This is a genomic window from Anabaena sp. 4-3, from assembly GCF_001597745.1.
Taxonomy (GTDB): Bacteria; Cyanobacteriota; Cyanobacteriia; order Cyanobacteriales; family Nostocaceae; genus Trichormus.
Genome location: NZ_LUHJ01000072.1, coordinates 232,576 through 257,907, shown reverse-complemented (window position 1 = coordinate 257,907; position 25,332 = coordinate 232,576). Strand labels below are relative to the sequence as shown.

23 protein-coding genes and 1 pseudogene are annotated in these 25,332 nt (G+C 40.7%); 15 read left to right on the top strand and 9 right to left on the bottom strand.

From position 1 onward, the window contains the following. Positions 1 to 166: 166 nt before the first annotated feature. Positions 167 to 679, bottom strand: a complete 513-nt coding sequence (locus tag A3775_RS21485) for a phosphate-starvation-inducible PsiE family protein (protein ID WP_066382639.1) — start codon at positions 677 to 679, stop codon at positions 167 to 169. An 87-nt stretch (positions 680 to 766) separates the two neighbouring features. Next, the gene (locus A3775_RS21480; protein WP_066382641.1) at positions 767 to 2,497 is read right to left on the bottom strand and encodes a diflavin flavoprotein; all 1,731 of its coding nucleotides are present in this window, start codon (positions 2,495 to 2,497) and stop codon (positions 767 to 769) included. Between the two features lie 463 nt (positions 2,498 to 2,960). Here A3775_RS21480 and A3775_RS21475 point away from each other — a divergent pair, with 463 nt between their 5' ends. Then, positions 2,961 to 3,911, top strand: a complete 951-nt coding sequence (locus A3775_RS21475; protein ID WP_066426741.1) for a 1-aminocyclopropane-1-carboxylate deaminase/D-cysteine desulfhydrase — start codon at positions 2,961 to 2,963, stop codon at positions 3,909 to 3,911. 172 nt (positions 3,912 to 4,083) lie between these two features. Here A3775_RS21475 and A3775_RS21470 read toward each other — a convergent pair. The 3 genes and pseudogenes from A3775_RS21470 to A3775_RS21465 all read right to left on the bottom strand — a co-directional run. Then, a pseudogene (locus tag A3775_RS21470) lies at positions 4,084 to 4,887 on the bottom strand (RNA-guided endonuclease InsQ/TnpB family protein); the annotation flags it as partial. A gap of 66 nt (positions 4,888 to 4,953) precedes the next feature. After that, on the bottom strand, positions 4,954 to 5,184 hold the full coding sequence (locus A3775_RS25150) for a helix-turn-helix domain-containing protein (RefSeq protein WP_231867051.1): 231 nt from the start codon (positions 5,182 to 5,184) through the stop codon (positions 4,954 to 4,956). Continuing rightward, positions 5,168 to 5,770 (bottom strand): IS607 family transposase, encoded by a 603-nt coding sequence (locus A3775_RS21465; RefSeq protein WP_066382645.1) that lies wholly within the window; start codon positions 5,768 to 5,770, stop codon positions 5,168 to 5,170. Before A3775_RS21465 ends, A3775_RS25150 begins: the two co-directional genes overlap by 17 nt. Before the next feature lie 142 nt (positions 5,771 to 5,912). Between A3775_RS21465 and A3775_RS21460 the strand changes: the two genes are divergently transcribed. Then, positions 5,913 to 6,653, top strand: a complete 741-nt coding sequence (locus A3775_RS21460) for a dienelactone hydrolase family protein (protein WP_066382651.1) — start codon at positions 5,913 to 5,915, stop codon at positions 6,651 to 6,653. Positions 6,654 to 6,815: 162 nt separating this feature from the next. Further along, positions 6,816 to 7,415 (top strand): tRNA-(ms[2]io[6]A)-hydroxylase, encoded by a 600-nt coding sequence (locus A3775_RS21455; RefSeq protein ID WP_066426704.1) that lies wholly within the window; start codon positions 6,816 to 6,818, stop codon positions 7,413 to 7,415. Positions 7,416 to 7,787: 372 nt separating this feature from the next. Here A3775_RS21455 and A3775_RS21450 read toward each other — a convergent pair whose 3' ends face one another. Beyond that, complete coding sequence (locus A3775_RS21450; RefSeq protein ID WP_066426702.1) at positions 7,788 to 8,087, bottom strand: hypothetical protein; 300 nt, start codon at positions 8,085 to 8,087, stop codon at positions 7,788 to 7,790. 148 nt (positions 8,088 to 8,235) lie between these two features. Here A3775_RS21450 and A3775_RS24485 point away from each other — a divergent pair, with 148 nt between their 5' ends. The 5 genes from A3775_RS24485 (at position 8,236) to A3775_RS21430 (ending at position 11,245) form a co-directional block, all read left to right on the top strand. Further along, positions 8,236 to 8,409: a hypothetical protein gene (locus A3775_RS24485; RefSeq protein WP_156481701.1), complete on the top strand. Its 174-nt coding sequence runs from the start codon at positions 8,236 to 8,238 to the stop codon at positions 8,407 to 8,409. Positions 8,410 to 8,422: 13 nt separating this feature from the next. Then, the gene (locus A3775_RS21445; RefSeq protein WP_066382655.1) at positions 8,423 to 8,902 is read left to right on the top strand and encodes a GNAT family N-acetyltransferase; all 480 of its coding nucleotides are present in this window, start codon (positions 8,423 to 8,425) and stop codon (positions 8,900 to 8,902) included. Between the two features lie 38 nt (positions 8,903 to 8,940). Further along, positions 8,941 to 9,612, top strand: coding sequence for a ComF family protein (locus tag A3775_RS21440; protein WP_066426700.1), 672 nt, complete (start codon positions 8,941 to 8,943; stop codon positions 9,610 to 9,612). A gap of 66 nt (positions 9,613 to 9,678) precedes the next feature. Further along, positions 9,679 to 10,137 carry a PPC domain-containing protein gene (locus A3775_RS21435; RefSeq protein WP_066382902.1) on the top strand — a complete coding sequence of 153 codons (459 nt, stop codon included), beginning with the start codon at positions 9,679 to 9,681 and terminating at the stop codon, positions 10,135 to 10,137. A 286-nt stretch (positions 10,138 to 10,423) separates the two neighbouring features. After that, positions 10,424 to 11,245: a hypothetical protein gene (locus A3775_RS21430; protein ID WP_066382662.1), complete on the top strand. Its 822-nt coding sequence runs from the start codon at positions 10,424 to 10,426 to the stop codon at positions 11,243 to 11,245. A gap of 264 nt (positions 11,246 to 11,509) precedes the next feature. Here the strand turns inward: A3775_RS21430 and A3775_RS21425 are convergent, their stop codons facing one another. Together A3775_RS21425 and A3775_RS21420 are read right to left on the bottom strand one after the other, a co-directional pair. After that, on the bottom strand, positions 11,510 to 11,809 hold the full coding sequence (locus A3775_RS21425) for a hypothetical protein (RefSeq protein WP_066382663.1): 300 nt from the start codon (positions 11,807 to 11,809) through the stop codon (positions 11,510 to 11,512). Positions 11,810 to 12,055: 246 nt separating this feature from the next. Then, the gene (locus A3775_RS21420; protein WP_066426698.1) at positions 12,056 to 14,959 is read right to left on the bottom strand and encodes a diguanylate cyclase domain-containing protein; all 2,904 of its coding nucleotides are present in this window, start codon (positions 14,957 to 14,959) and stop codon (positions 12,056 to 12,058) included. 497 nt (positions 14,960 to 15,456) lie between these two features. Between A3775_RS21420 and ilvC the strand changes: the two genes are divergently transcribed. The 7 genes from ilvC (at position 15,457) to A3775_RS25320 (ending at position 22,469) form a co-directional block, all read left to right on the top strand. Further along, entirely contained in the window at positions 15,457 to 16,452 is a 996-nt protein-coding gene (ilvC, locus tag A3775_RS21415; RefSeq protein WP_066426696.1) for a ketol-acid reductoisomerase, read from the top strand. Positions 16,453 to 16,982: 530 nt separating this feature from the next. Then, entirely contained in the window at positions 16,983 to 17,699 is a 717-nt protein-coding gene (locus tag A3775_RS21410) for a pirin family protein (protein WP_066426694.1), read from the top strand. A 300-nt stretch (positions 17,700 to 17,999) separates the two neighbouring features. Further along, positions 18,000 to 18,713: a rubrerythrin family protein gene (locus tag A3775_RS21405; protein ID WP_066382670.1), complete on the top strand. Its 714-nt coding sequence runs from the start codon at positions 18,000 to 18,002 to the stop codon at positions 18,711 to 18,713. Positions 18,714 to 18,888: 175 nt separating this feature from the next. Continuing rightward, positions 18,889 to 20,250: a guanitoxin biosynthesis MATE family efflux transporter GntT gene (gene gntT, locus A3775_RS21400; RefSeq protein ID WP_066382672.1), complete on the top strand. Its 1,362-nt coding sequence runs from the start codon at positions 18,889 to 18,891 to the stop codon at positions 20,248 to 20,250. Between the two features lie 220 nt (positions 20,251 to 20,470). Beyond that, positions 20,471 to 20,695: a hypothetical protein gene (locus A3775_RS21395; protein ID WP_066382673.1), complete on the top strand. Its 225-nt coding sequence runs from the start codon at positions 20,471 to 20,473 to the stop codon at positions 20,693 to 20,695. A 332-nt stretch (positions 20,696 to 21,027) separates the two neighbouring features. Then, entirely contained in the window at positions 21,028 to 22,365 is a 1,338-nt protein-coding gene (locus tag A3775_RS21390) for a glutamate-cysteine ligase family protein (protein WP_156481700.1), read from the top strand. Beyond that, positions 22,347 to 22,469 carry a hypothetical protein gene (locus A3775_RS25320; protein WP_255363877.1) on the top strand — a complete coding sequence of 41 codons (123 nt, stop codon included), beginning with the start codon at positions 22,347 to 22,349 and terminating at the stop codon, positions 22,467 to 22,469. The genes A3775_RS21390 and A3775_RS25320 overlap by 19 nt, the downstream gene beginning before the upstream one ends. Before the next feature lie 12 nt (positions 22,470 to 22,481). On the opposite strand, the gene A3775_RS25145 is transcribed toward A3775_RS25320, so the two are convergent. Next, positions 22,482 to 25,166: an esterase-like activity of phytase family protein gene (locus A3775_RS25145; RefSeq protein WP_066426689.1), complete on the bottom strand. Its 2,685-nt coding sequence runs from the start codon at positions 25,164 to 25,166 to the stop codon at positions 22,482 to 22,484. Between the last annotated feature and the right edge of the window lie 166 nt (positions 25,167 to 25,332).

The window sequence follows — 25,332 nt, the reverse complement described above, 5'->3', positions numbered from 1 at the left end:
TTCCTGGATGATAATTTTTGTAGGGTGGGCATTGCGTGCAAGTTGCTCAAAGCCTTAATTTTAGGTTCTTGGCAATGCCCACCTCAAGCTGATTGAGAATGGTGCAAGATACGAGATAACTAATACCTCCCCGGCTTCTTCCTAGCCCTCAGTACCTTCTAAACCCTCATCTGCCATTGGTTTGTGCTAATTCTTGCTTGGTGCGCTTTTTGTAGCGTTGAGATATTTGTTGTTCGGGATCAATGCCTTCAAATGTGGGGGGTAGCCAAACTCGTACAACTAAAAGGACGCTGAGAACTAAGAGGAAGGCACAAGTGGCTAGAACTTGACTCCAATTGATTTCTAGTACACCTTTAACAATGATTTCTCGCAAAACGGAAACAATGGAGACTTCAACAGCTACGCCGATAGATATGCGCTGTTCTTGCAGGTAAATAATTAGTAGGCGAAATAACTCTACCAAGATCAGCAAAAACAAAATATCGGCTGTCACAACATGAAAGTCTAAGGGCGGAAGCAGGGAGAGAAACATATCTCTTACCTGAATCGCCATGAAACTAAATAACCCGATACATAAGGAAATCACAATGACATCTTGGATCAGTTCCAAGCTGCGAACAATGCGACTGCGATTGATTTCATACAGAGAAAGTGGGTTATCTTCTACGTGTTTATACATAGCTATTTGGGGATTGGTGGTTGGGGATGAGGGGGATAAGGAGGATGAGGGATATTCTTCTGCCTCCTGCCTCCTGCCTCCTGCCTTCTAGTAATGATTACCGACTTTGCGGTGGTGAACGGCGGTGAGTGCGTTGATATCGGCGACTCTGCCGCTTTTTACTGTGCTGTAGATAATCCAATGATCACCGCAGTCCATGCGGCTGGTAATTTCACATTCCATGTAGGCTAAAGCTTCTGCTAGAATGGGCGCACCGTTGCTAGCAGGATAAGTTTTCACCTCGGCAAATCTGTCGGCACCGGGGGGAAAACGTTTGAGGAAATGCTTCATTAATCCTTGATAGTTGCCTTCTGCAAGTACGTTTAAAATAAAGCGATCGCCTAATTGCAGTAAGGATTCAATGGCTCTTTCTTTACCGACTGCCACCGCTACACCTAAAGGGTTAAGACTAGCTTGTGTCACCCAAGAGGCAAACATCGCGCTGTGAATTTCGCCTTTTTTGGCAGTCATAATATATAGTCCCCCACTAATGCGTCCGAGGGCTTTTTCTAATTCACTATTAATTGATTTGATTTGTTTGATGGTGCGATCGCGATTTAACCATTGTCCCATATCTGTCCCCGCTTCATCGCACAGTTTTTCTAGGGTTTGGTTGGGGGCTTCTTTGACTAAAATTGGGGGAAATGCTGCTGTTAATCCCAACTCTTGGAATTTATTGCGTAAGGGAAATACAGGCTCATCTTCTCCACCGCCCGATTCTAATAAACCAATCGCTTGTTTATGATGTACCGCCGCCAAAATTGTACTTAAAGCTGCTTGTGCATTCACCACCGATTGAGGCGGCATAGCAATAATTAATCCGGCTGCTTGTGCTACGATTTCTCTGACTTCGTGCGGTTCAGCAGTGATTAAATCGATTAATTCTACTTCTACGCCCGCCTTTGTACATCCATGGGCGATATTTCTGACTAAATGCTCACTATAGCCATAATCTTCGGCATAAAATAGCGCGACTAATGTCTCTGTTTTTGCTTGTTCTAAACTCCAGTTTTGATAAAGTTTGATCCATTCAGGTATATGATGTTGTAGTAAAGGCCCGTGTCCGGTGGCGACGGTTTTGATTTCTAATTTGTCGATGCGTTTTAAAGCCGCTACCACAGAGCGCGCATTCGGCCCCATCAGACAATCGTAGTAATACTTAAAATCTGCTTCTATGGAGTGGAAGTTTTCATCATAGGTTTGGTCGTCGCAATAGTGCATTCCAAATACATCACAGGTGTAGAGAATGCCTGTTTTATGGTCGTAGGTGAAAATTGTATCAGGCCAATGTAAGTTAGGGGCAGAGATAAATTCTAACTCGTGACCGTTGCCTAAATCTAGGCGATCGCCACTTTTTACCAGCTTTGATTTAAAAGACTGGTGAACCATATTTTCTAAAAATTGTATAGCCACCTTCGCACCAACCACGGTAATATCAGGAGCTAACTGCAAAATGTCTTTGACTAATCCACTATGATCTGGTTCTGTGTGACTAATAATCAGGTAGTCTATCTGATTTGGATCAATTAATCCTGTGATTAACTCTAGATATAACTGTTCAAACTTTCTATGAGAAGTATCAACTAAAGCAATCTTTTCACCTTGAATCAAGAAAGAATTATAGGTTGTACCATTGCGTAAACCAAACTCAATATCAAAACGCTCGCGTTCCCAATCTAAACAACGGATAGCTGTTGTTTCGCTAGCAATTTCTACAGTTTGAACCGTCAAAAGCCCAGGATTAGCAATAATTTGAGTATTTTCTGTGATTGCGACCATTGGAGTTATCCAAAATAATATTATTGTTTTTTAGTATGCTTATTCCTATATTTAACTTGAGAATCTCGATTGGTAAAATGTCAATATTTAAAGCTATTGATTAGAAATATTTATTAAGCAACCAGTCAAGCGTCAGTTTGGATGATAATTTATCTAACATTGAAATGAATCAATGTTTATCATGAGAATTCAACAGCAATTACCATTCAAGTGAGGTACAGTCAGTCGGAATTAAACGCAGATGCACGCAGATATAGCTTGCTGCCCGCAGGGTACGCAGATAAATTTTAGGACTTACGCCAGTGTGATTATGAAACTTTGTTGTAGGGTGCGTCAGCGCAGATTATTCTGGAAAAATTAACAGATTTTTAACATTTGACGCACCCTACTAATGTGTCAGTTGCGTAAGTCCTGATTTGTACCTGATTCGACTAAAAAACGCTATAAGCTAAATTGTATGATGATGCCCCATGCTATCAGCCCAATACCCACACAGCCCATCAACAGCCAAATTGCTAACAATGCAGGTGTGGAAATATCTGTACTGCGTCTTGACTTGATGCACCCGACGGTAAACGGGAATAAATGGTTTAAGCTGCAATACAATCTCTTAGCTGCCAAACAACAAAATTACACTACATTACTCACCTTTGGCGGTGCTTATTCTAATCATATCTATGCAACGGCGGCGGCTGGGAATCTGTTAGGATTTCGCACTATTGGTGTGATTCGTGGTGAGGAAACTTTACCCTTGAATCCTACTCTCAGTTTTGCTGCTCAACAAGGGATGCAATTAGTATATGTTGACCGCGAAACTTACCGCAAACGTCACACCTCAGAATTACAGGAACAATTACGCCAGCGTTTTGGTGAGGTGTTTATCATTCCTGAAGGTGGTTGTAATCTCAATGGTGTGCGCGGTTGTACAGAGATAGTTCGGGAAGTACAAACAGCTTTTGATACTGTCTGTGTGGCTTGTGGTACAGCTACTACTTTAGCTGGGTTGACTCTTTCCTTAGCATCACCACAGAAAGTGTTTGGTTTCCCGGTGTTGAAAAATGGTGACTTTCTCCGAGAAGATATCAACAACTTACTGACGCAATACCTCGCCTCTGATTTACCTGCACCATATCCTACTTCTGCACCTTGGGATTTAGTCTGTGACTACCATTGTGGCGGTTATGCCAAGGTAAATGAGCAACTTTTAGCCTTTAGCCAAGAGTTTACCAAAATTCATGATGTCCCTCTTGATTACGTATATACCGCAAAAATGTTTTATGGGGTGATGGATTTAATACAACAAGGATTTTTTCCCATAGGCGATCGCTTGCTTTTAATCCACACGGGCGGTTTACAAGGTAATCTGGGAATGAGAGAAAAGTTAAAGCAACAGTCAATCGTCAATAGTTGGTAGAGACTTTGCATGCCACGTCTCTACAATTGAATAGTCCGTTACATAAAACTTACTCAAACCTACCTACTTAGACTTTTCTAAAAAAGATAACTTGTACTAAATAGAGTTTGACGTTTATTTTCTGCTTCATCCTGGTAATGTCGGCATTATCCAGTCCACAGACTAACACTGTCTAACTGACAGCTTTTGACAAATTAATTTTGGATAAATTAATTGCTGCGTTTAAATCTCTATCACACTCAAAACCACAATTTTCACATTTGAAAACCCTATCATTGAGTGTGAGATTTTCTTTTTTAGTCCCACAGCTAGAACAAGTTTTAGAACTGGGATACCATCTATCAACTACCACAAGTTCGGAATTATATAATTCACATTTGTAAGTTAATTGGCGACGAAATTCATAAAATCCCATATCTGAAATTGCTTTTGCTAACTTTCGGTTAGCTAACATTCCAGATACATTTAAATCCTCAATTACTACTTTGCTGTGGTTCTTAGCTAAAAGTGTGGTGAGTTTGTGTAATGTATCTTTACGGATATTAGCTATTTTCAGATGTAAATTAGCAATTTTTAATTGTGCTTTTCTCCAATTATTTGAATTGATAATTTTATTTCGACTTAACCATTGGAGTCTATTTAATTTAGATTCATATTTTTTGTAAGACTTTGCCCCTTCTATTATTTCACCTGTTGATAGAGTAGCTAAATTTTTTACGCCTAAATCTACCCCAACAATACTATTGGAATTATTTTCTAGTTTTTCTACATCAAATCTAAAGCTAATAAACCATCTATCAGCTTTACGGCTAATAGTTACTGATTTAATTTCTTTTTGAGGTAGTCTTTCATGAGTTTTTAAAACTCCAATTTTAGGGACTTGAATTTTATTAGAACCTAAAATCTTGATAGTACCTTCTAAAGTAAAACTATCGTTTTTACCTCTTTTTTTGAATTTTGGTACACCTGATATTTTTTTAAAGCATCTATCCCAAGCTGTTCTTAAAGCTCGTAGAGCTTCTTGTGGTGCTGATTTTGAGTATTAATAATACCAAGAGTTTTCCGACTTAACTAATGCTACTAACCATTTGTGTAAATCTATTGCTGTAGGAAATTTTATTTGAGAGTTGGGGTATTCTTTGTTGTGCTCAAGTATTTGCTTGGTTAGTGCTAAACCCCAATTCCAAGCATGACGAGCAACACCGCAATGTCCTATCAATTGAGTACGCTGATAATTATTGATTTTTAACTCAGTTTTAAATCCTATCAGCAACTTCTTTCAACTCCTCAATGATTTTCTTGTTTTTATGATTTCTAGATCCATAAAGACGAGCAGAGAAAACTGTAATTATTTCTAAAACATCCTGTGCTAAATCTTCTTCAAAAGTAGAATCTTCAGTTCGGTTAATCATCACAATTTCAGTACCGAAATGTTCACAAAGACTAAAAATTAATTCACTACCAAATCTTAGTAGTCTATCTTTGTGGGTTAAAACAAGACGTTCAACTTTACTATCAACAATTAATCGGATTAACCTTTTCAATCCTTTTTTGCTGTAGTTTAAGCCTGAACCTAAATCTTCTATGATTTCAAATTGCCAACCATTTTGAGAGCAAAATAATTCAACAACTTGTTTTTGTCTTTCTAAGTCTTCTTTTTGGTCATGACTAGACACTCGACAGTAACCAATTGTGTAAGATAGATCAGGCTTAATTCCTAGTAATTGAGCTAAATCATATCTTCTATGACCACTAGCTGTTCTCTCAGGAATTAATTTACCTTCAGATTCCCATCTTCTAAGTGTAGAAACACTTACACCTTTTAATTTTGCTGCTTCCGATATAGATAACTTACTCATACAAACACTGTAGCATAGTTTTTGAGTAGATATAAGCAAAATTAGATAAAATTTTTTAATCAGTTCCTATCCCCTAACCCTATCCCGATTTGCTGACTCACTGCTGTAAAAGCTATTGAAAGCATGAGATGGAGAGAAAAACGTGCAAATCACTCAGCGTAACGTGGAGTTGAGAGTTGATGATAGCTTAATGCGTGTTTATGTGGCATCACCAAAGCCAGTCGGAAAATATCCAGGTATTTTATTTTACAGTGATATTTATCAGTTAGGTGGGGCAATGATTCGCCTAGTCAACTACTTAGCGGGATTTGGCTATGTAGTAGCAGCACCAGAAATTTTTCATCGCCTAGAACCGATTGGTTTAGTGATTGAGCCGGATGACCTTGGTAGAATGCGAGGTAATGATCATGCACGACGAACTGCGATCGCAGAATATGATGCTGATTGTCGGGCTATGATTGATTTCCTGAAAGCTGACACATCGGTTGATGCCAATAAAATCGGCACTCTCGGCTTTTGTATTGGTGGACATTTATCATTTCGGGCTGCTTTTGCCCAGGAAATTAAAGCCTCTGTTTGCTGCTACCCTACAGGGATACCCAGTGGTAAATTAGGTAAGGGAATAGCCGATACTATCCACCGAGTCAGCGAAGTCAACGGAGAAATGCTGCTTGTACTTGGTACTCTTGATCCTCACATTCCCGAAAATGACCGACACACTTTAATTACAGCCCTTGAGGATGCTAAAATTCCTCACAGCGTACATTTATACGAAGCAGAACATACTTTCATGCGAGATGATGGTTATCGCTACGATGCCGCCGCTTCTACCTCTGCTTGGGCTGAAATCATCTCTTTCTTAAACCGGATATTTGCCCCCTGAACCAACTATTAACACTAATTTCAAAAAACATTATACTCAGATCCCTGACTTCTCAAAGAAGTTGGGGATCTATATCCTCAGAACTAAAACACCGCCATTTACATTAAAATCGATTTGCTGACATATTCAGCACTATTCTTATTTGTTTAGTTTTATCGCCCTATGCTTAACTCTGTGTTACCAACCATTAATGCACTAAAGCAACCTACCAGTGATGCTTGGATAGAACAAGCCATTACTAACTTAGATATTATTTTGCTGGATCATTCCCACTGTGAACGTAAAGCGGCTGGGGTGGCGTTAAACTTTATGTTTCGCTATCCTTCTAATACTAAAATGGTGCGGGAATTAACAGCGATCGCCCGTGAAGAATTAGAACATTTTGAATTGGTGAATCAATGGTTAGAAAGGCGAAGTATCCCTTTAGCACCCCTCTCACCACCTCCCTATGGCGCAGGTTTAAAAGCAGCTGTGCGTCCCCAAGAACCTGAACGTTTTTTAGATTCCTTACTCGTGACAGGTTTAATTGAAGCTCGCAGTCATGAACGTTTAGGATTATTAGCTACACACTGCCCTGAGCCAGAATTAGCCAAGTTTTACAAGGGTTTGATGGCATCAGAAGCGCGACACTTCGGTACTTATTGGGTTTTAGCTGATACTTATTTTGACCGTGAAATTGTCAATCAACGGCTGGATGAATTATCAATAATTGAAAGTGAGTTACTGGTAAATTTACATCCAGAGCCTAGAATTCATAGTTAGTAAAATCAGGCACTATTTATGTCGCTACGGTTAACACATATCAGGTTACTCGTCTCTAACTACAGAGAATGTTTTCTGTTCTACCGTGATGCACTGGGATTTACTATCGACTAAGTTACGCTTTATAGTATAGCGTAAATAAATAACAAGTACAAAATATCACTGCGGCTAAAGCCGCTTGAGTTGTTTTTCATCCCACCCCTAAAGGACGTAACACCCTGAAAATTTTTGGGATTTTCAGGGTGTTACTGGTGGGCTTTCAAACTTCCCACTATTTTATGTAAGCGCAGAGGTACGCAGAGATTTTGCTGCTAATTAAATTTGTGGTTTGGGATTTGCTTGTGCGCTGTGTCTGTTGCTTTGTTGTTGCCTCTACTGGCAAACTCTTGTGCCATTAGTTTTAGTGACTGAAAAGGCATCAAACTCGCCTCCATCAAATTCGCCTGTTACGGTGACTTGCTCACCAGCCGATATGTGCCGGGTTGTATTATCTCCACAGATATCATAAGTATCGACTGTGATGGCACGATTACCGGTGTTTAACCTAAATCCATCTTCCCAGACTCGCTGAACTCTACCAGAAAAGGAATTACCTTGATTTTGAGCAATTGCAGGTACAGATGCCAGGACGACAACACCGAGAATTAGCAATCTTGTCACATTTAACTTCATGACTTAACTCATTTAAACTTGAAGTGTTAAGAAACGCTTAATAATTACATGGTATCAGACTCAGCTAGAGGTTAGGATAACCAGTTTCTATGATTGGAATCAGCAGAAATCTATCGGTATTTTCAGTTTGTGACTTGCTAGTTGAAAATTGCTAGTTAAAGTGAATGATGATGCCCAAAAACAAATTTATAGACCAGGGAAACTTGGAGAAATTCTGATTTATCATGCTGTGATTGCGTCACCTGCGTTAAAATCAGCAAGAGAAGCTATTCGCTGGGTAAATTCGGGAAGATTTCCAGAAGACTTTTCTGTACACACCTGACCCATAAACGGTAATGCACAGCTACTACAAAGACTTCTTAATTCGTAACTGGCAAAAAAGCGATCGCACTAAAGCCGCCGCCATCATCAGTTACGTATTATCAGAATACGGTTTGGGTTGGGAACCTAAAGGCGCAGATCGTGATGTGCTGGAAGTCGAAGAGTTTTATTTAGCCACAGGTGGCGAGTTTTGGGTAATTGAACACCAAAGTCAAATAGTGGGTACGGGGGCATATTATCCGGTAAATCGGGGTAAAAATGCCGTGGAAATCAGGAAAATGTATCTTTTACCCAGCGTCAGGGGTTTAGGATTGGGGAAATATTTGTTACAACAGTTAGAAGCAGCGATCGCTAACCGTGGTTTTGAACAAATTTGGATTGAAACTGCCAGCGTGTTGGTAGAAGCAGTCAAATTGTATGAACACAACGGCTATCAGCTAGCTACAGGTGTGGAAACTCCACGCTGCGATCGCGTGTATGTTAAATACCTCTAAGAGACAATATAGTTTCACGCCTCGGTCATCTCTCACCAATGTTGAAAGGCTTTCTGGATTTATTTCTACAATCTCATTGTCCTCTGTGTCAACGTTCTACATCCGGTGTGTTTTGTGAAAACTGCACCAGACAGTTAAAAAAATGTCAACACCATCACCCTCATAGTTTATGGAAACCTCCCATACCTGTGTTTAGCTGGGGTGTGTATGGTGGGATAATTAAACGTGCGATCGCGGTAATGAAATATGAACGTCAGCCACAAATCGCTCGTCCTTTAGGACAATGGATGGGAGAAACTTGGTTATTAAATTCGCTTCATCAAAAGCAACAAATTTTAGTAGTACCAATCCCACTCCACCCCAGCAAGCAAAAACAACGGGGTTTCAATCAAGCGGCATTAATCGCCCACAGCTTTTGTCAAACAACTGGATTAAAATTAAAAGAACATGGTTTAGCCAGAGTGCGCGAGACTCAAGCACAATTTGGTTTATCTGCGTCGGAGCGAGAAAATAACTTAAGTGCAGCTTTTACTATTGGTTCAGATTTTCGCGCTCGCCCGCCGCAAAACCCAGTATTGTTAGTGGATGACATTTACACTACTGGTGCTACGGCGCGCTCTGCTGTGCATATACTGCGTCAGTCTGGAATTGTTGTTTTAGGGTTAGCAGCGATCGCCACTCCTGTCAAACACAAAGATACCAAAAATTAATGGATGGGCAACCTATCTCTGAAAAATCAACAAACTTACCCTGTTATCTTGGGAACATCTCTGGTTATGCTCACTAAACATATTTATAAAAATTTACGCAACATTATCCTATTGCCAGCTACATTATTGGCAATCGTGATGAGTTCAACCGCCGCTTTCGCTCAAAATAAATTGTATAGTCCTGTGGTATTAACTGATTTTAAAGAAATTACTGATACCCTTTCGGAAAAAGATATTCCCACAGGTCAGGGTGGTTTTGCTCGTGATTATGCTATCAAATTGAATAAAGGCGATAATCTCGCAATTGATTTAAGTTCTGATAGCTTTGATTGTATCATCACCCTGTTAGCACCCAATGGTTCGACAGTAGCAGAAAACGATGACGGCCCTGATGGTACCAGTAATTCTTTACTGTTTACCCGCATCAATGAAACAGGAACTTATATTGTGAGAGTGCGCTCTTTTGGTGAGACTGGAGTCGGGCCTTTTAAATTGAAAGTGACGAAACTACAACCAATGAAATAAGTCTATAGTCTATAAATTAAAATGGCATTGCATAAATGCAGGATAAATCAAGCAAATACCTTGGGCTTGATTGATTTTGCGAGGATGTAATGCCTTTTTTTCATTCTTGCGAAAGAAGACATTTAATTTTTAACCTATTAGGATGAAATCAGTGTGTTACTGCAAAGCAAACAATTTACTCGTTGCCATAATTACAAGCAGTAATTGCATCTGCTTTAGTCAGGTGTTATCCGATTAGCAACTGAACTTGTAATTAGCTTTGCTAAAGTTACGAGGAGATTTTTTCATGTTGAATAAACATTATCATACTGTTAGCAGCTTGAGCAGCAAACGAACAGGTTTAATCGCTCTAGCTATGACAATTATATTTCTTCCTGCTTGTACCAATAACTTAGGTGGTAGAGAAATTGGTGAATCTGAAAGCAATGTGACTACTGAACAAGTTGCAGATAACACCAACGCTCTTTTAGGTAGAATTGTGAGTGTCAGAAGTGAACCAGTTAGAAAAGTTAGTGCCAGTACATTCACAATTAGCGACAATGAATTTCTAAGTGGTGAAACAATTTTAGTTGTGAATGCTTCAGGAAAGCCAGCCGCGCTTCCTGAGAATACAGAATTACAAATTACAGGTAAAGTGGCTAACTTTGTCATTACCGAGATTGAAAGAGAATACGGGCTAGATTTAGATCCAAATTTATATCGAGAATACGAAAGTAAACCAGCTATTATCGCTCAATCTATTGCTCCCGCAGTCAAGCCAGGGACATTGACTACCAATCCCAGCGCATATTATAATCAGGTGATTGCCGTACCTGCGGAAGTTGAAGAAATTGTTGGTAATAATGCCTTTACCCTTGATGAAGACAGGTTAATTGGTGGGCAAGATTTATTAGTTTTATATCCCCAGGGACAAACACCAGTGAGAGATGGTGAGCAAGTTGTGGTTACTGGTGTACTACGTCCATTTGTTGTTGCTGACATTGAAAGAGAATACGACTTTAATTGGGATACGGGTTTTGAAAGGCAACTCGAAGCAGAATACACCAATAAGCCTGTGTTAATCGCTGAATCTGTATATCCATCAGCAATTCCTGATATTGTGCAATAACAGGATTTACGCTACTGGGATATTAGTAGGGTGCATCAGATATGAAAAATACGTTTATTGACGCACCTTACCAACCATTTGTGTAGGGTGGGCATTGCTGGAAATTGCCTCAAACTCTGAGTTTAACTTTGTTGGCAATGCCCACCTGAACGAGAGTGAGAAGACAAATAATTAAACGCAGATAAACGCAGATAAACGCAGATATAGCTTGCTTCTCTTATGAGACGCTACCAATAACCTGTAGGGTACGCGGATGAATGTTGACTACTGATGAGAATTATGATTAACGGCTAAGATTACTTCTTTTACTTCTTCTTGATTAGGTACATTAGCTTGCATTTTGAGTTCAATTAATCCCATAATATTGACGCTAACTTCTAGGGAAACTTTTTCTGTAGGTATATTTCTTTCCCGCACTCTTTTACTAGCTATTTCAATTACATTGAGTGCTTGATCAACAGCTTGAAAAATAGCTTCTTCAGTAATTTCAGTGGTTTTCTCTTGGGTAGTCTCAACAACATTTTGGATGATTTCTTTGGCTTTATTTTGGGCTGAGTTCAGCATATTATAAACCACTCATATCAATTCCGGTTAATTACTGATGATTAACTGAAGATGCAGACTTTTATCTGACTCTGTTACCTGTTACCTGTTACCTGTTACCTGTTACCTGTTACCTGTTACCTGTTACCTGTTACCTGTTACCTGCTACCTGTTACCTGCTACCTGTTACCTGTTCCCTGTTCCCTAGCCCTCACAAATATGATAACTATTTATTAATATCAATGCTCACCACTTGCCAGCTTGGGACTAGAGATTGATGACTCCATTATAAATGTAGTAATTATTGCGTCCTCGTGCTTTGGCTTGATAAAGTGCTTGATCGGCAGCATTAATCAAGTCTAGAGCTACCATATTGGGTGTAGGAATGACAGTGGCAATGCCAATACTGACTGTCACCCATGAAGCTACAGCAGAGGCAGCGTGAGGAATTTGCCGTTTTTGGATAGCTTCCTGCACAAATTGGGCAACTGCGATCGCGCCATCACTGTCTGTGTCTGGTAAAATCAGGGCGAATTCTTCCCCACCATAACGAGCAACTAAATCGTTGCTTTGTCTGGCTGCTTGTTTCAGGGCTTGAGCAACTGATTGCAGGCAAACATCCCCGGCTGAATGACCATAAGTATCATTGTATTGCTTGAAATAATCAATATCGCATAAAATTAACGACAATGGGCGTTGTTTACAGGTGTGGTGATGCCATTCATGATTGAGGTGCTGATCAAAGCAGCGTCTATTAGCTAGTTGTGTCAATTGATCAATCAAAGCTAAGTTTTGTAGATGCTGGTTGGCAATTTGCAGTTGCTCATGCAATTCTGACTGTTGGATGGCGATCGCTAACTGCGTTGCTAGTTGAGTCAACAATTCAATATCAAAAGGTTGCCACTGACGAGGCGCGCTGCAATGGTGAGCAATCAATAACCCCCAAGTTTGTTGTTGCTGCAAAATCGGTACCACCAACTTGGCTCGGACTTGTAACTTTTGTAGTAACTCTAAATGGCAGGGGGTAAAATTAGCCTTGTCAATATCCGAGACAACATTAACTTGCCCTTGATGGTAAGTTCCCCCTTGGGTTTCCACAAAATAGCTATCTGTAAATTCCATCTCCCGAATTGCTAAAAACTCCGAGGCAACAGACTCAGTAATCACCACACCACTCCAGTTAGCATTAAAGCGGTAGATAACGACGCGATCAGTTTGTAAAAATTGCCGTACCTCAGCCACGGTAGTATTAAGAATCTGTTCCAAGTCGAGGGATTGACGGATATTTTGGGCGATCGCGTGGATGGTGCGTTCTCGTCTTACCTGCCGTTTTAATGCTTTTTCTGCTTGCTTTTGCATTGTGATATCCGTAAATGACACCACCGCCGCATAGGGTTGCGATTGTTGCAGATAAAACAATGGTTGGGAGTTGATCGAAATCCAGACGAGATTACCATCAGGTTGATGAACACCCATGACGACGTTAAATTGTGGTTTTCCCGTGCGTAAGGTAACAATCGCCGGGTAATCTTCTCCGGGAAACGGTGAGCCATCCTCGTGAATCGCCCGCCAACGCGAATCAATCAAGGCTCGCCCCATCATTTGATCAGGTGTCAGTCCCATTATTCTCTCAGCACTCTGATTACAGGTAATAATCTGTCCATCTGCTTGCTGTAGCACAATCCCCTCCGCCATCGTGGTAATTACAGAACGGTAACGGGCTTCGCTCTCTCTGAGTGCCTCTTCCATCCACTTGCGTTCAGTAATATCAGTATGGGTGCCAATCAATCGCAGAGGAACACCTTTGTTTGTATAAGTGACAATTTTACCCCGATCTAAAATCCACTTGTAAGTACCATTTTGGCATCTGACGCGGTACTCACTCACATACTGTTGAGTTTCCCCGCGAAAATGCTTTTGAATTTCCTGATAGACTCGCGTCTTATCATCTGGGTGTAGCAGTTGTTCCCATGCGCTCAGGTTACTGTCAATCTCATCTTCCGCAAACCCTAACATTTCTTTCCAACGACGGGAAAAGAAGATTTCCCCAGTTTCAGCGTTCCAATCCCATACCCCATCGCCATTACCTTCTAGGGCAAATTGCCAGCGTTCCTCACTGGCTTTAAGCGCGGCTTCTGTTTGTTTACGCAAGGTAATATCTTCAAAAATATAGAGTCGCCCAAAGTATTGATCATGAACATCCCGAATCTGACTGGAAAAGCGGCGAATCATCCGTCCATCTGTAAACAAAATTTCGTCTTCCACTATGCAGCGATTTTCTTCACTCTGTAGGGGTTTGCATGATTCAGCAAAGGCGGGAACGTCTGCAATTAATGACACACAATAGGGAATAATGTCATTATTTTTTAATAAATCACGCTGCATCTGGTGTTCTAGATGTTCAATTCCCCAAATTTCACAGAAACGGTGATTGAAATAGAGAATGTTATCTGTGCGGTTATCTACCACATAAAAAGCCAACGGAGAAGTATCCGTCATCGAGCGTAACAATGCTTTTTGCCAGCGCAACTCTTTCTCTATTTGTTTGTATGTCTCTAAAGCGGCTTTCTGCTCAGTAATCTCCTGTTCCCGGTAGGTTACTAAATGCTGGAGGTGCTGTTGCTGTTGTGTATGCTCCAGGGCGATACCTAACTGCATCCCTAGATGACGTAAAAGCTCGATTTCTAAGGAGTGCCACCGACGAGGATGTATACACTGTTGAGCAATCAGTAACCCCCAGAGGTGAGGTGTTGACTCATGCCTGAGTAAGATAGGAACTACCAAATTAGCCCGCACCTGAAAGTGTTGCAGTAACTCGATATGACAGGTTTGCAATTGGCTAGTATAAATATCGTTAATCACTTGCACTCGCCCCTGTCGATAGGGTTCTATCCACTTCTCAGCAAAGCAGGGATCATAGATCAGTTGACCCATGACTGGTGTGATATCATCCCTACCAAGAGACTCGGAAATAATTACACCATCACCGTCGGGTAGAATTTGGTAAATGAGAACGCGATCGCACGCCAAGATTTTCCGCGTTTCTTCGACTGTAGTATTCAAAACCTCATCAACATTAGCTCCTTGATGAATTTGCAAGGAAACTGATGTAATTTGATTCAAAAGTTGTACTAAATAAGTTTCAGAACTCAAGGAACAGTCGCCAGGCATGGTTCAAGAATTGACTAATAATCTTAGTATCTAATACAGGCTGTTGAGTCAGTGCTAATTTGTTAGAAACTTCATAAAAACAGCATTTAGACTAAAGTTTTATGGTTCAACTAGAGAAATTACGGAGTAGTTGCGCTGTGATTTTTTGGAGATTTTACATTATGTAATTCATTAACATACATCAAATTAATTTGAAATACACTTTTAGTAATCTGATACCAGTATATAAAGAAACCACCTAAACGGGTAGAGACTTGTTTTGAGACATAGCCTGATGCAACAATATATCGATGTTGGGGATATACGATATATGTGAGCGATCGCCAACATTGCACAGTCTCAGAAGTAATCAAGACGGGTGGGGGAGAAGTTGAGCGAACTTCTGAGTACAGAATTCTTTTTTCACCATCCCAAAGTTAATTCGTGGTGACACGATTTAAGGTACAATCAAAAACCTGCCAATAAATGAGACAGGTTGCTGACAGGAGATACTTTATATGGCCCGGATGTACTATGATACAGATGCGAATTTAGACCTTTTGGCTGGAAAAACCATTGCGATTATCGGCTATGGTTCACAAGGTCATGCCCACGCCCTAAATTTGAAAGATAGTGGTTTAAATGTAATTGTGGGGCTGTATCCGGGTAGTAAGTCGGCAGAAAAAGCCCAGGCAGCAGGGTTAACTGTGAAAAGCGTGGCAGATGCTGCTAGTGCTGCTGACTTCATCATGATCTTACTACCTGATGAAGTCCAAAAAACAGTTTATCAGAACGAGATTGAGCCAAACCTGAAAGCCGGGGATGTATTAGCCTTTGCCCACGGTTTTAACATTCACTTTGGACAAGTTGTACCACCTGCAAATGTAGATGTGGTCATGGTAGCACCCAAAGGCCCCGGTCATTTAGTCAGACGCACTTACGAACAAGGGCAAGGCGTACCAGCATTGTTTGCAGTCTATCAAGATGCTAGTGGTCAGGCACGCGATCGCGCGATGGCTTATGCTAAAGGTATCGGTGGCACTCGCGCCGGTATACTCGAAACCACCTTCCGCGAAGAAACCGAAACCGACTTGTTTGGTGAACAAGCAGTATTATGCGGTGGTTTGAGTGCCTTAATCAAAGCTGGCTTTGAAACTTTAGTAGAAGCAGGTTATCAGCCAGAATTAGCGTATTTTGAATGTCTGCACGAAGTCAAGCTAATTGTAGACTTGGTTGTAGAAGGCGGTTTAGCAACCATGCGTGATAGCATTTCTAACACTGCTGAATATGGCGATTATACCCGTGGCCCCCGCGTTGTCAACGCCCAAACCAAAGCGGAAATGAAAAAGATTCTCAGCGAGATTCAATCTGGACAATTTGCGCGGGAATTTGTCCTGGAAAACCAAGCTGGTAAACCAGGATTCACCGCTATGCGTCGTCAAGAAGCAGAACACCCCATTGAAGAAGTTGGTAAAGATTTACGCGCCATGTTTAGCTGGTTGAAGAAAGTTTAAAACATTCTTAAAAACCTGACATCAAGACGCAAAGCAGTTATTAGCCGCTTTGCGTCTTTGTTTTTTGGTAGTCGATTCTTTGCTTCATTTTAGTTGTATAATATCGTGTTTGTTAGAATAGTTATATTAGTATCTTTTTGGTAAGTATCCCACTTTTAAGTGCGTACTTTTCATTTTATATTGCCATACTTTACTATTTAGATAGTTCAAATTTAGATAAACAACTCTCGGAAATAAAATATTTAGAGAACACCGAAAAATAAATTATCCGAATCGACTATTAGTAGGGTGCGTCAGTATGAATATTTTCTTGGGATAGCTAGGGTTTCTCGTGCTGACGCACCCTACATTTTGGATATTTTTTGCTCTGGCAGTCCCTCAACCACAGAATCACAAAGTTAAACCATAATCAACCCATAGAAATTATTTAGCAATAAAGTAGCAATAGACTTTTATTAATCATTCACTCATTTTCTCCGAATTTAGCATTACTAAATCACTACTTTCTAATTTGCAAATGAGGTAAATCCATGTCTTTGAACACAGTTAACTACTTAATTCATCATCGTAACGAGCGTGGGCGTAGTCAAATTAGTTGGCTCGATAGTTATCATACATTTTCCTTTAGCCATTTTTATGATCCCAAGCGCATGGGATTTCGGGCGTTAAGAGTGATTAATGATGATCGCATCGCTGCCGGTGCCGGATTTCCTACCCACGGACATCGTGACATGGAAATTCTTACCTATGTGCTATCAGGTGCAGTAGAACATCAAGACAGTTTAGGTACAGGTTCAGTGATTCGCCCCGGTGATGTTCAGATTATGAGTGCTGGTAATGGAATTCAGCACAGCGAATTTAATCACTCAAAAACTGAACCACTTCACCTATTGCAAATCTGGATTTTACCAGACAAGTCGGGACTATCTCCCAGATATGAACAAAAAGCGTTTACCCCTGAAGAAAAACGCGGACAACTCCGCCTAGTTGCGGCTAAAGATGGGCGTGATGGTGCTGTGACTATTCATCAAGATGTGGATATCTACGCCTCTATTTTAGAACCGGGCGATATAGTCAATTATCACCTTAAACCAAATCGTTATGCTTGGTTACAAATTGCTCAAGGTGTCGCAACTTTGCATGGTGAAGAATTAACAGCAGGTGATGGTGTGCAAATTCACGGAGAGGAAAAACTAGAAATCAGCACAGATATCGGTACAGAATTTCTGTTGTTTGATTTGGCGTAATTTCTCAAGCTAAATGTTTCGTGAGCCATATTGAGCCGATAAATCTAGTTGTAGAGACGTTGCATGCAACGTCTCTACAAGCAAAGTAACTTATTTTCTGTCACTAGAGGCTACAGAATATCCCTGCCCTCTTCTGGCTGATGCTGCAATTTTCCTGTCACCATTCAAAAAATCCGTAAATAAATATGGACTAAATAATTTGTCTCAAACAATGTAAATTATACAAGTGGTAGCTCATCTACTCAATTTTTGAGTCTGTATTTTCCATTTCAAGTATTACTTGTCAGGTATCGAAAATTTATGGATCTTTCAAACTTTACAACTTTGCAAAACTTAGAAGCCGCCTTTGCTGGGGAATCAATGGCGAATCGAAAATATCTATTCTTTGCTGAGGTGGCACGTAAACTAGGATTTAAAGATTTAGCTAAACTGTTTCGGGAAACCGCCGAACAAGAAACCGAACACGCTTTTGCTCATTTTGAGTTGTTACACCCAGAATTGGTTGTAGAAAATCCAGAGGCTTTGACTGACGAACAAAAGCGAGAAATTGTTTCTCGTTGTTTATCTTTGGCAATTGAAGGGGAAACCTACGAATACACCACCATGTATCCTAATTTTGCCGCAGATGCTGCACGCGATCGCGATCATCCCGCCGCCGCAGAATTTCTGAAACAGGCTCAAGAATCCAGTGAACACGCTGGCACCTTCCGCGCCGCCGCCCACCGTTTCGGCTTACTCAAGTTTATCGAAAATTACCACGCCGATCGCTACACAGAAGCTTTAGAAATATTAAATGGTGGCGAACCTACAACCAGAGTAGCTAGTGAAGATCCCAATACCCGGAAATGGATATGCAGACAATGCAGCATGATTTACGATCCTGTAACTGGTGATCCTGATTCTGGCATTGCAGCAGGTACACCCTTTGAAGCTATTCCTGATGATTGGCATTGTCCCATCTGTGGTGCTAGCAAAAAGACTTTTATTCCTCTTGAGGAAAAACTTGCTGCCTAAATATGTCTAAATATAACGATTAACCATACAATTTTTTGACGCAAATAACGCGAGTTAATTTATAGAAACTTCGCGTTATTTTTTACATAAGTCACCAAAAAACTGTATATTCTTGCCCTGTCGCCTAAACTGAAATAGTGACAATTTCCATTAATAACTGCATTAGAGCCAATTTATGCGATTTGCGGCAGTATCACTCCAGTATGACTTTCTACCTCGCTTTTACAAAATGGCAAGCATTAATGTGCTTTCCAACATGATGGTACCCTTGGCGGGTATTGTTGACATTGCTTTTTTGGGACATTTAGCAGATATTCGCCACTTGGCGGGAGTTATTCTTGCAACTATTCTCTTTGACTATCTTTACCGGGTGTTAAAGTTTTTACGTTCCAGTGTGAACGCCCTAACTGCACAAGCTGTAGGCATGGATGACCACAAAACCATATTATTAGTTGGGATGCGGAGTGTTTTAATTGCCCTAGGATTGGGGTTACTGATTCTGTTGCTGCAATACCCAATCCAAAAGATGGGGTTTTTGATTTTAAGTGGTTCTCCAGAAATTGAAAGTTCGGGAACTGATTATTTCTCTGCGAGAATTTGGGCAGCCCCGGCTGTATTGCTCAACTTTGTGTTAATTGGTTGGTTTACCGGGCGAGAAATGAATAGTCTGGTGCTGCTGATGTCTGTCATTGCCAATGGTTCTAATGTGCTGCTGGACTATTTAATGATTGTCAAGTGCGGTTGGGCAAGCATGGGGGCGGGATTGGCAACAGCCATCAGTCAATATCTTGCCTTAGTGACTGGTTTGCTGGGGGTGGGTTTTAGCATTCAATGGGCAGAACTACCAGCCGCCTTACAAGAAGTGTTTGATTGGGAGGCATTGAAAGATACTGTTGTGCTGAAAACCAATATTCTGGTGCGATTTTTAGTGTTAATTTCTACCTATGCCATTTTTACAAATTTAAGCGCGACAATGGGAACTATTACCTTGGCAGAAAACGGTTTACTGTTGCAAATTGCCCTGTTGAGTCAGTTCACAATTCAAGGTGTAGGGATGACAACGCAAACATTAACTGGCAACTTTCAGGGTAAAGGTACAACCGAGAAGATGATTCCATTGTTGAGTATTTCTATAATTACCAGTTTATTTATTGCTCTAGGCTTTGCGATCGCATCTGTAATTTTCCCAGATACAATATTTGGACTCTTGACTAATCATGCAGAAATCAACGAAAACATCAGTATTTACGTCACTTGGTTACTACCGCTTTTAGGATTAACTGCAACTGCTTTCATGTTGGAAGGGTACTTCATCGGCTTAAAGTCGGGTGCTATCATCCGTAATGCCGTTTTATTAGCCTTTGGATTAGGTTTTACACCCCTAGCTGTCACAGGCTGGTATCTCCACAATAATCACCTTTTATGGATGGCACTTGTTTCTTACATGACCATCATGATTATAGTGCTGGGGTCACAATTACCTAAGACACTGGTGAGCAAAAATTTAGCCAATCAAGATTTACTCCCCAGTTCCTAAAATCATCTCCCATTGTAGAGGAAGCTGAGAAAGCTGAGGCGCAAAGGGGAAAAATCCCATACCCAATTCCCAATGCCCAAATTTTTTAGCAATCATCAGCATTCCTCACAAGTTCCTCACATTTTCTGTTTATAACAGCTTTGAAGGTGATGGTTAGAAGCCAACAACTCGATCACCACCTGATATTTACCAAGTTGTGTCAAGATATGGTGTGATGATTATGAGTACCCACTTGTTTCACGATGAACAGAGCTTATTAGAAAAAACAGAAGAATTAGGTAGACAGGCAGTGAATTTAAAACTAATTCCTTCCTTTGTGATTCATTATTACGCAGATAGCTGGGAATTTTGTATTCCTGATGGTAACATTTCTAATTGTTTGACAGCACCAGAAGCCTACTTGAAATTAAAAAAATTAGTTGATTCTGCCATGTCCACCGTGTAGATCAAGCTGCCTATATTTAACTATGATGGAGGCTGTTGGAAAAACCAAACTTGTTTTTTTCGACTGCCTCCCCTACTCTCTTTTGCTAGCCCAGATTGCTGTAATATTAATTGCTGAATATTTTAGGGTTTGGAGTCCAGCTATGTATTATCAATTAAGTCAGTAACATTAACTTTTATATTAGTAAATTGTCAATGATGTTATATTTAACTACATATTTATATAAATTGTTATATTTTACATATAATTAAGAAATGTTTTTATGAAAATTCAAAAGATAAAATTTGATATTGGAATTTAATAACTAATAATAGATTATTCAAAAAAATAATATGGATATAGTAAAACGTCGCATCGGTCTAGAGCAAGAATTTTTTTTAGTCGATGAAGCAGGTGAAATTAGCGATCGCGCCGATGAATTCTTGCAAATTTGCCGCCAAACAGCAGCAGATCAAGGTTTAAATTCACAATACTTTGTACCAGAGTTCGTCAAGTGTATGCTGGAGATTAACACACCGCCAGCTTACACAGGTACAGAGTTAGCAAAAGAGTATTTAAAAAACCTCAAACTGGCATTAACCGCAGCACGAAAAACAGGTTTACGGCTTTATCCTCTCTCTAGCTACCCGTTACATATCATGCCAGTGATGCGCGATCAGCCTAATTACCACATTCAAGCGCGGACTGTCGGCTACGATAGATTTTTACACGCTGGCAAATGCACGGGGACACATCTACATTTAGAAGTACCGCCAGGGGTAATTGATCCGCGTGTGGCAGTCTCCTATAACTCTACACCAGCCGAGCGAGAGGAACTACTCAATATTTACAACTTAGCTACAGCTTGTGATTCGGTATTGATTTCATTAGGGCGGGCGTGTCCGTTTTATGAAGGACAAGCAATTGGGCTAGCGGCGCACACAATTCGTTATCGGGGCAGTGAAATTTTCGGCTGGGAAGGAGTATACACCCATTTGCAAGCTGTTGGCGGACTCAGACCTTATGCTGAAAGTGTGGAAAGTTTAGTTGAATTGCAATTTGAACGTTATTATGCTTGGTTGGAAGCAATTGATCAAGCTGGAATTGAGCGTCATTTATTTTTAGCAGCAGGAGGAAGCTTACTCAAATCAGCTTGGAATCCCATCCGTCTCAACAAACTCGGTACAGTGGAAGTCAGATGTATAGATAGTAATTTTCCCAGTGTGACTATTGCTATCATCGCATTATTGGAAAAACTGGCTCACCGAGTTAGAAGTAACCATCTGCAAGTCAAACCAACTAAAGAAGTTTGTACCTTTGAACTCACAGATGAGCAACTTTTAGTACCAGATTTTGAGTATTTAAATGGTGAGTTGTTGTATGCTGCGGCTACCGAGGGAGTGAAACATCCCCAAGTTAAGGCTTACGTTGATTCTGTGTTGCAATTTGCCATTGCCGACGGTGGAGAAGGGGCAAAATATTTAACCCAACTCAGAACAGAATTAGATCATTATCAAAGTATAGAAGCTAAGATTCTGCAAGAGTTCACCCCAACCACGGCAGAACTATCACGAGATGCAGGTTTACGTTTAGTGCGGGAGTGCTGCGAACAGTTAGAAACACAGGTTTCATGGCTAGACACTGAACATCCTTTAGCAACATTAGATGAACAATGCCAACTACTGAATTGACCTTAAAAAAACGGAATACTCAGATCCCCGACTTCTTTGAGAAGTCGGGGATCTATCCCATCATCATTTTATCTTTAATTATGATAGGCGATCGCACCTCTTGATTCTGGTATGCTTTAAACTATCAAAAAACTCTCAGCAGTTAAAGCCGCACGATTAGAGAACCGGGCAATTTGCACCTGTGCAGCACCGCCACTACCATCAGCATCAAAAAATAGTTCACCTTGAGCTTGATTGTAGATCAAGCGTTGATTTTCTGTAGTCGCACTCCTACCCAATACAAACAAGCTAGAGTCTAAGCTTCCTGCTGTCAAGCTAACCTCAGATGCAGATAGATGAATGTTATCCTCACCGACTTTAAAATCAACGATAGTATCAAAGCCACCAGTCAGAACACCAGTCAAATCAAAGATATCTGCACCACGACCACCGACTAAGGTATCATTACCAGCACCACCAATGAGTGTATCATCCCCTGCCCCCCCGGAAAGATAGTCATCACCTCCCAAACCCATCAAGGTATTGTTAGGATTATTACCCATAATTCGGTTAGCAGCATCATTACCAGTACCATCTATTGTTTGATTACCTACCAAACTCAGGTTCTCTACGTTATCCCCTAATGTCAATGTTACGATAGAAATGATTGTATCTATACCTCCATCTGCTGCTTCAATAATCACATCCTCTACACTATCTACTTCGTAGATATCATTACCCGCACCACCATCGAGAGTATCATTACCTGTACCACCATCAAGTCGGTCATTACCAGCATCACCATTGAGTCTGTCGTTACCACCTTTACCCATCAACCAATCATCACCGCCTAAACCATTTAAGGTATTAGCTGTATTGTTACCGATGATGTGGTTATTGAGGGTGTTACCAGTACCAGTGACTGCATTACCCAACAGAGTGAGATTTTCTAGGTTATCTCCTAGGGTGTAGTCGATAAAAGAGTTAACTTTATCTATGCCTCCATCAACTGCCTCAATCACTTGGTCGTTAATACTGTCTACCGTGTAAATATCATTACCTGCTCCCCCATCTAAGATATCATCACCAGTACCGCCATCGAGGTTGTCATTGCCCTCGCCACCGTAAACAGTATCATTACCTGCGTTGCCGTAGAGCAAGTCAAAGCCTTCGCCACCACTAATGCTGTCATTGCCTACGCCCCCAAATGCGTAGTCATTACCAGTGCCACCATCGAGTGTGTCATTACCTCCACCTCCCATGAGGTAGTCGTTGCCGTCTAAGCCGTTGATGATGTCGTTGTTGTTTGTGCCTCTGAGAAAATCTTGATCTGATGTCCCTTGAGTGATATCGTTATCGGTGATGCTGACATTGACACTATCAATGGTAATGCCGTTGTAATTGGTATCGCTACTCGTAACTGTGTGTTGAATAGTGCCTGTGTGATTGCCTTCAGCTAAGTTATCATCTACTGCTGTAACTGTGACGGTTTGGGCGATATTCCAGTTTTGAGGTGTGAACACAAGTTGATTGACATTGGTTGTCACTTGTGTACCAGGATTAATAGTGATGGTAACGTTTGTTGTGGGTTGACTTGTGAGGACAACTGTATAACTATCAGTCACACCACCTTCTGTAACACTGGTGTTATCACTACTTTGGGTGATACTTGCAGAGATGGTATTGACTTGTGCGCTTAAAGATAATATTTGTGTTGATGTGTTAAAATTATTGTCAGCGACTAAGACAATTGACTGACGACCGTCTTGTAATGTGGGGCCAAAAGCTAACCCTTCTACATTACCGACAGAACTATTTGGATCGAGAGTTAATAGCAGTCGCTTTTGGACTGGTTGAATAGCAGAAATATCTGATGGTAAAGTATTCTGACTACTAATATCTGTAGCCCCTTGTAGCTTCACTTCATAAAGTTTAATTGTGTACCTGGGATTAGCACCTGTACTTTCACTTGATGCAGAACGCTCTAACGCTAATAATGTACCCTGGTTATCAATTGCTAATAAATCGACTAAACCATTACCAGTTAGTGGTCTTTCAGCAGTTGGTGGTTCTGCTGCTAGGTCAGTAATGTATAAGTATTGTTTTTCTGGCTGTCCTGTGATTAGATTGTATTGGATAATCCGCGAACGACGAATACGGTCGGATATTAGTGGGCCATCTTGAAAGAGGGCTGTTTCTGTAGCTGTGTATAGAGTATTTTGATCAGGGGTGATAGTTAAACTTTCAAATGCCAAGTTATTATGCACGCCTGAAGTTTGGGTGTCACCTGTATTGATTGTCCCGCTATTATTGGTATCTACAATGACTGGTAAAAAGTTCGCCGGTATGGGCAGCGATCGCACTTCCTGCCCTGTAGATAAATTAAACTCTTTAATAAACGGGTTAATGACAATACCTGCATTGATATTAACCTCACCTTCAGAAGCGACAAAAACTGTACCATTTTGAGTTAAGGCAAAACCTTCTGGGTTGAGACTGTTAGCTGCAAAGAAATTACCATTAATATCCTTTAACGGCGTAGCATTGGTAAAGGTGATTTCGGGTGTGGCAAGATTATTTAAGTTAGCAGTAAAAGTATAAAAGCGTGCTAATCCATTACTATCAGAACGTGCATCTGAAAGCGAGTAGTAAACATTATTAACTGCATCGTAAACAACACCAGATAAACCGCCTAATCTTGTTTGAGTGCCGTTTATCGTTCCGGCTGCACCAGTAGGAACAAAGGTTGTAGCGAATGTGGTTTGTCCCCCCAATGTCACATTCACAACGGTTTTAGCTGCTGTAGAGTTATTTGCCACCATCTTTGAGTTCTCAGGTAAATGCGGAAGTAAAAATCAGCACTAATCTAACTGTTACTAACACGCTCGTCAATTAATCGAAATTTAAAACAAGCTTTCCGGTTCACTGTTGCCCTATATCTCTGAAACTAACGGCTACGACTAAAAAACACCGCCGCCAGTATAATTA

Excerpts from the sequence above, each read along its gene's own strand:
- A3775_RS21465 (WP_066382645.1), bottom strand. The coding sequence starts at position 5,770 with ATGAGTAAGTTATCTATATCGGAAGCAGCAAAATTAAAAGGTGTAAGT.
- ilvC (WP_066426696.1), top strand. The coding sequence starts at position 15,457 with ATGGCCCGGATGTACTATGATACAGATGCGAATTTAGACCTTTTGGCT.
- A3775_RS21430 (WP_066382662.1), top strand. The coding sequence starts at position 10,424 with ATGTTGAATAAACATTATCATACTGTTAGCAGCTTGAGCAGCAAACGA.
- A3775_RS21445 (WP_066382655.1), top strand. The coding sequence starts at position 8,423 with ATGCACAGCTACTACAAAGACTTCTTAATTCGTAACTGGCAAAAAAGC.
- A3775_RS21435 (WP_066382902.1), top strand. The coding sequence starts at position 9,679 with ATGCTCACTAAACATATTTATAAAAATTTACGCAACATTATCCTATTG.
- A3775_RS21455 (WP_066426704.1), top strand. The coding sequence starts at position 6,816 with ATGCTTAACTCTGTGTTACCAACCATTAATGCACTAAAGCAACCTACC.
- A3775_RS25320 (WP_255363877.1), top strand. The coding sequence starts at position 22,347 with ATGCCAACTACTGAATTGACCTTAAAAAAACGGAATACTCAGATCCCC.
- A3775_RS21480 (WP_066382641.1), bottom strand. The coding sequence starts at position 2,497 with ATGGTCGCAATCACAGAAAATACTCAAATTATTGCTAATCCTGGGCTT.
- A3775_RS21485 (WP_066382639.1), bottom strand. The coding sequence starts at position 679 with ATGTATAAACACGTAGAAGATAACCCACTTTCTCTGTATGAAATCAAT.
- gntT (WP_066382672.1), top strand. The coding sequence starts at position 18,889 with ATGCGATTTGCGGCAGTATCACTCCAGTATGACTTTCTACCTCGCTTT.
- A3775_RS21450 (WP_066426702.1), bottom strand. The coding sequence starts at position 8,087 with ATGAAGTTAAATGTGACAAGATTGCTAATTCTCGGTGTTGTCGTCCTG.
- A3775_RS21395 (WP_066382673.1), top strand. The coding sequence starts at position 20,471 with ATGAGTACCCACTTGTTTCACGATGAACAGAGCTTATTAGAAAAAACA.
- A3775_RS21405 (WP_066382670.1), top strand. The coding sequence starts at position 18,000 with ATGGATCTTTCAAACTTTACAACTTTGCAAAACTTAGAAGCCGCCTTT.
- A3775_RS21475 (WP_066426741.1), top strand. The coding sequence starts at position 2,961 with ATGCCCCATGCTATCAGCCCAATACCCACACAGCCCATCAACAGCCAA.
- A3775_RS25145 (WP_066426689.1), bottom strand. The coding sequence starts at position 25,166 with ATGGTGGCAAATAACTCTACAGCAGCTAAAACCGTTGTGAATGTGACA.
- A3775_RS21410 (WP_066426694.1), top strand. The coding sequence starts at position 16,983 with ATGTCTTTGAACACAGTTAACTACTTAATTCATCATCGTAACGAGCGT.
- A3775_RS21420 (WP_066426698.1), bottom strand. The coding sequence starts at position 14,959 with ATGCCTGGCGACTGTTCCTTGAGTTCTGAAACTTATTTAGTACAACTT.
- A3775_RS21440 (WP_066426700.1), top strand. The coding sequence starts at position 8,941 with ATGTTGAAAGGCTTTCTGGATTTATTTCTACAATCTCATTGTCCTCTG.
- A3775_RS21390 (WP_156481700.1), top strand. The coding sequence starts at position 21,028 with ATGGATATAGTAAAACGTCGCATCGGTCTAGAGCAAGAATTTTTTTTA.
- A3775_RS21425 (WP_066382663.1), bottom strand. The coding sequence starts at position 11,809 with ATGCTGAACTCAGCCCAAAATAAAGCCAAAGAAATCATCCAAAATGTT.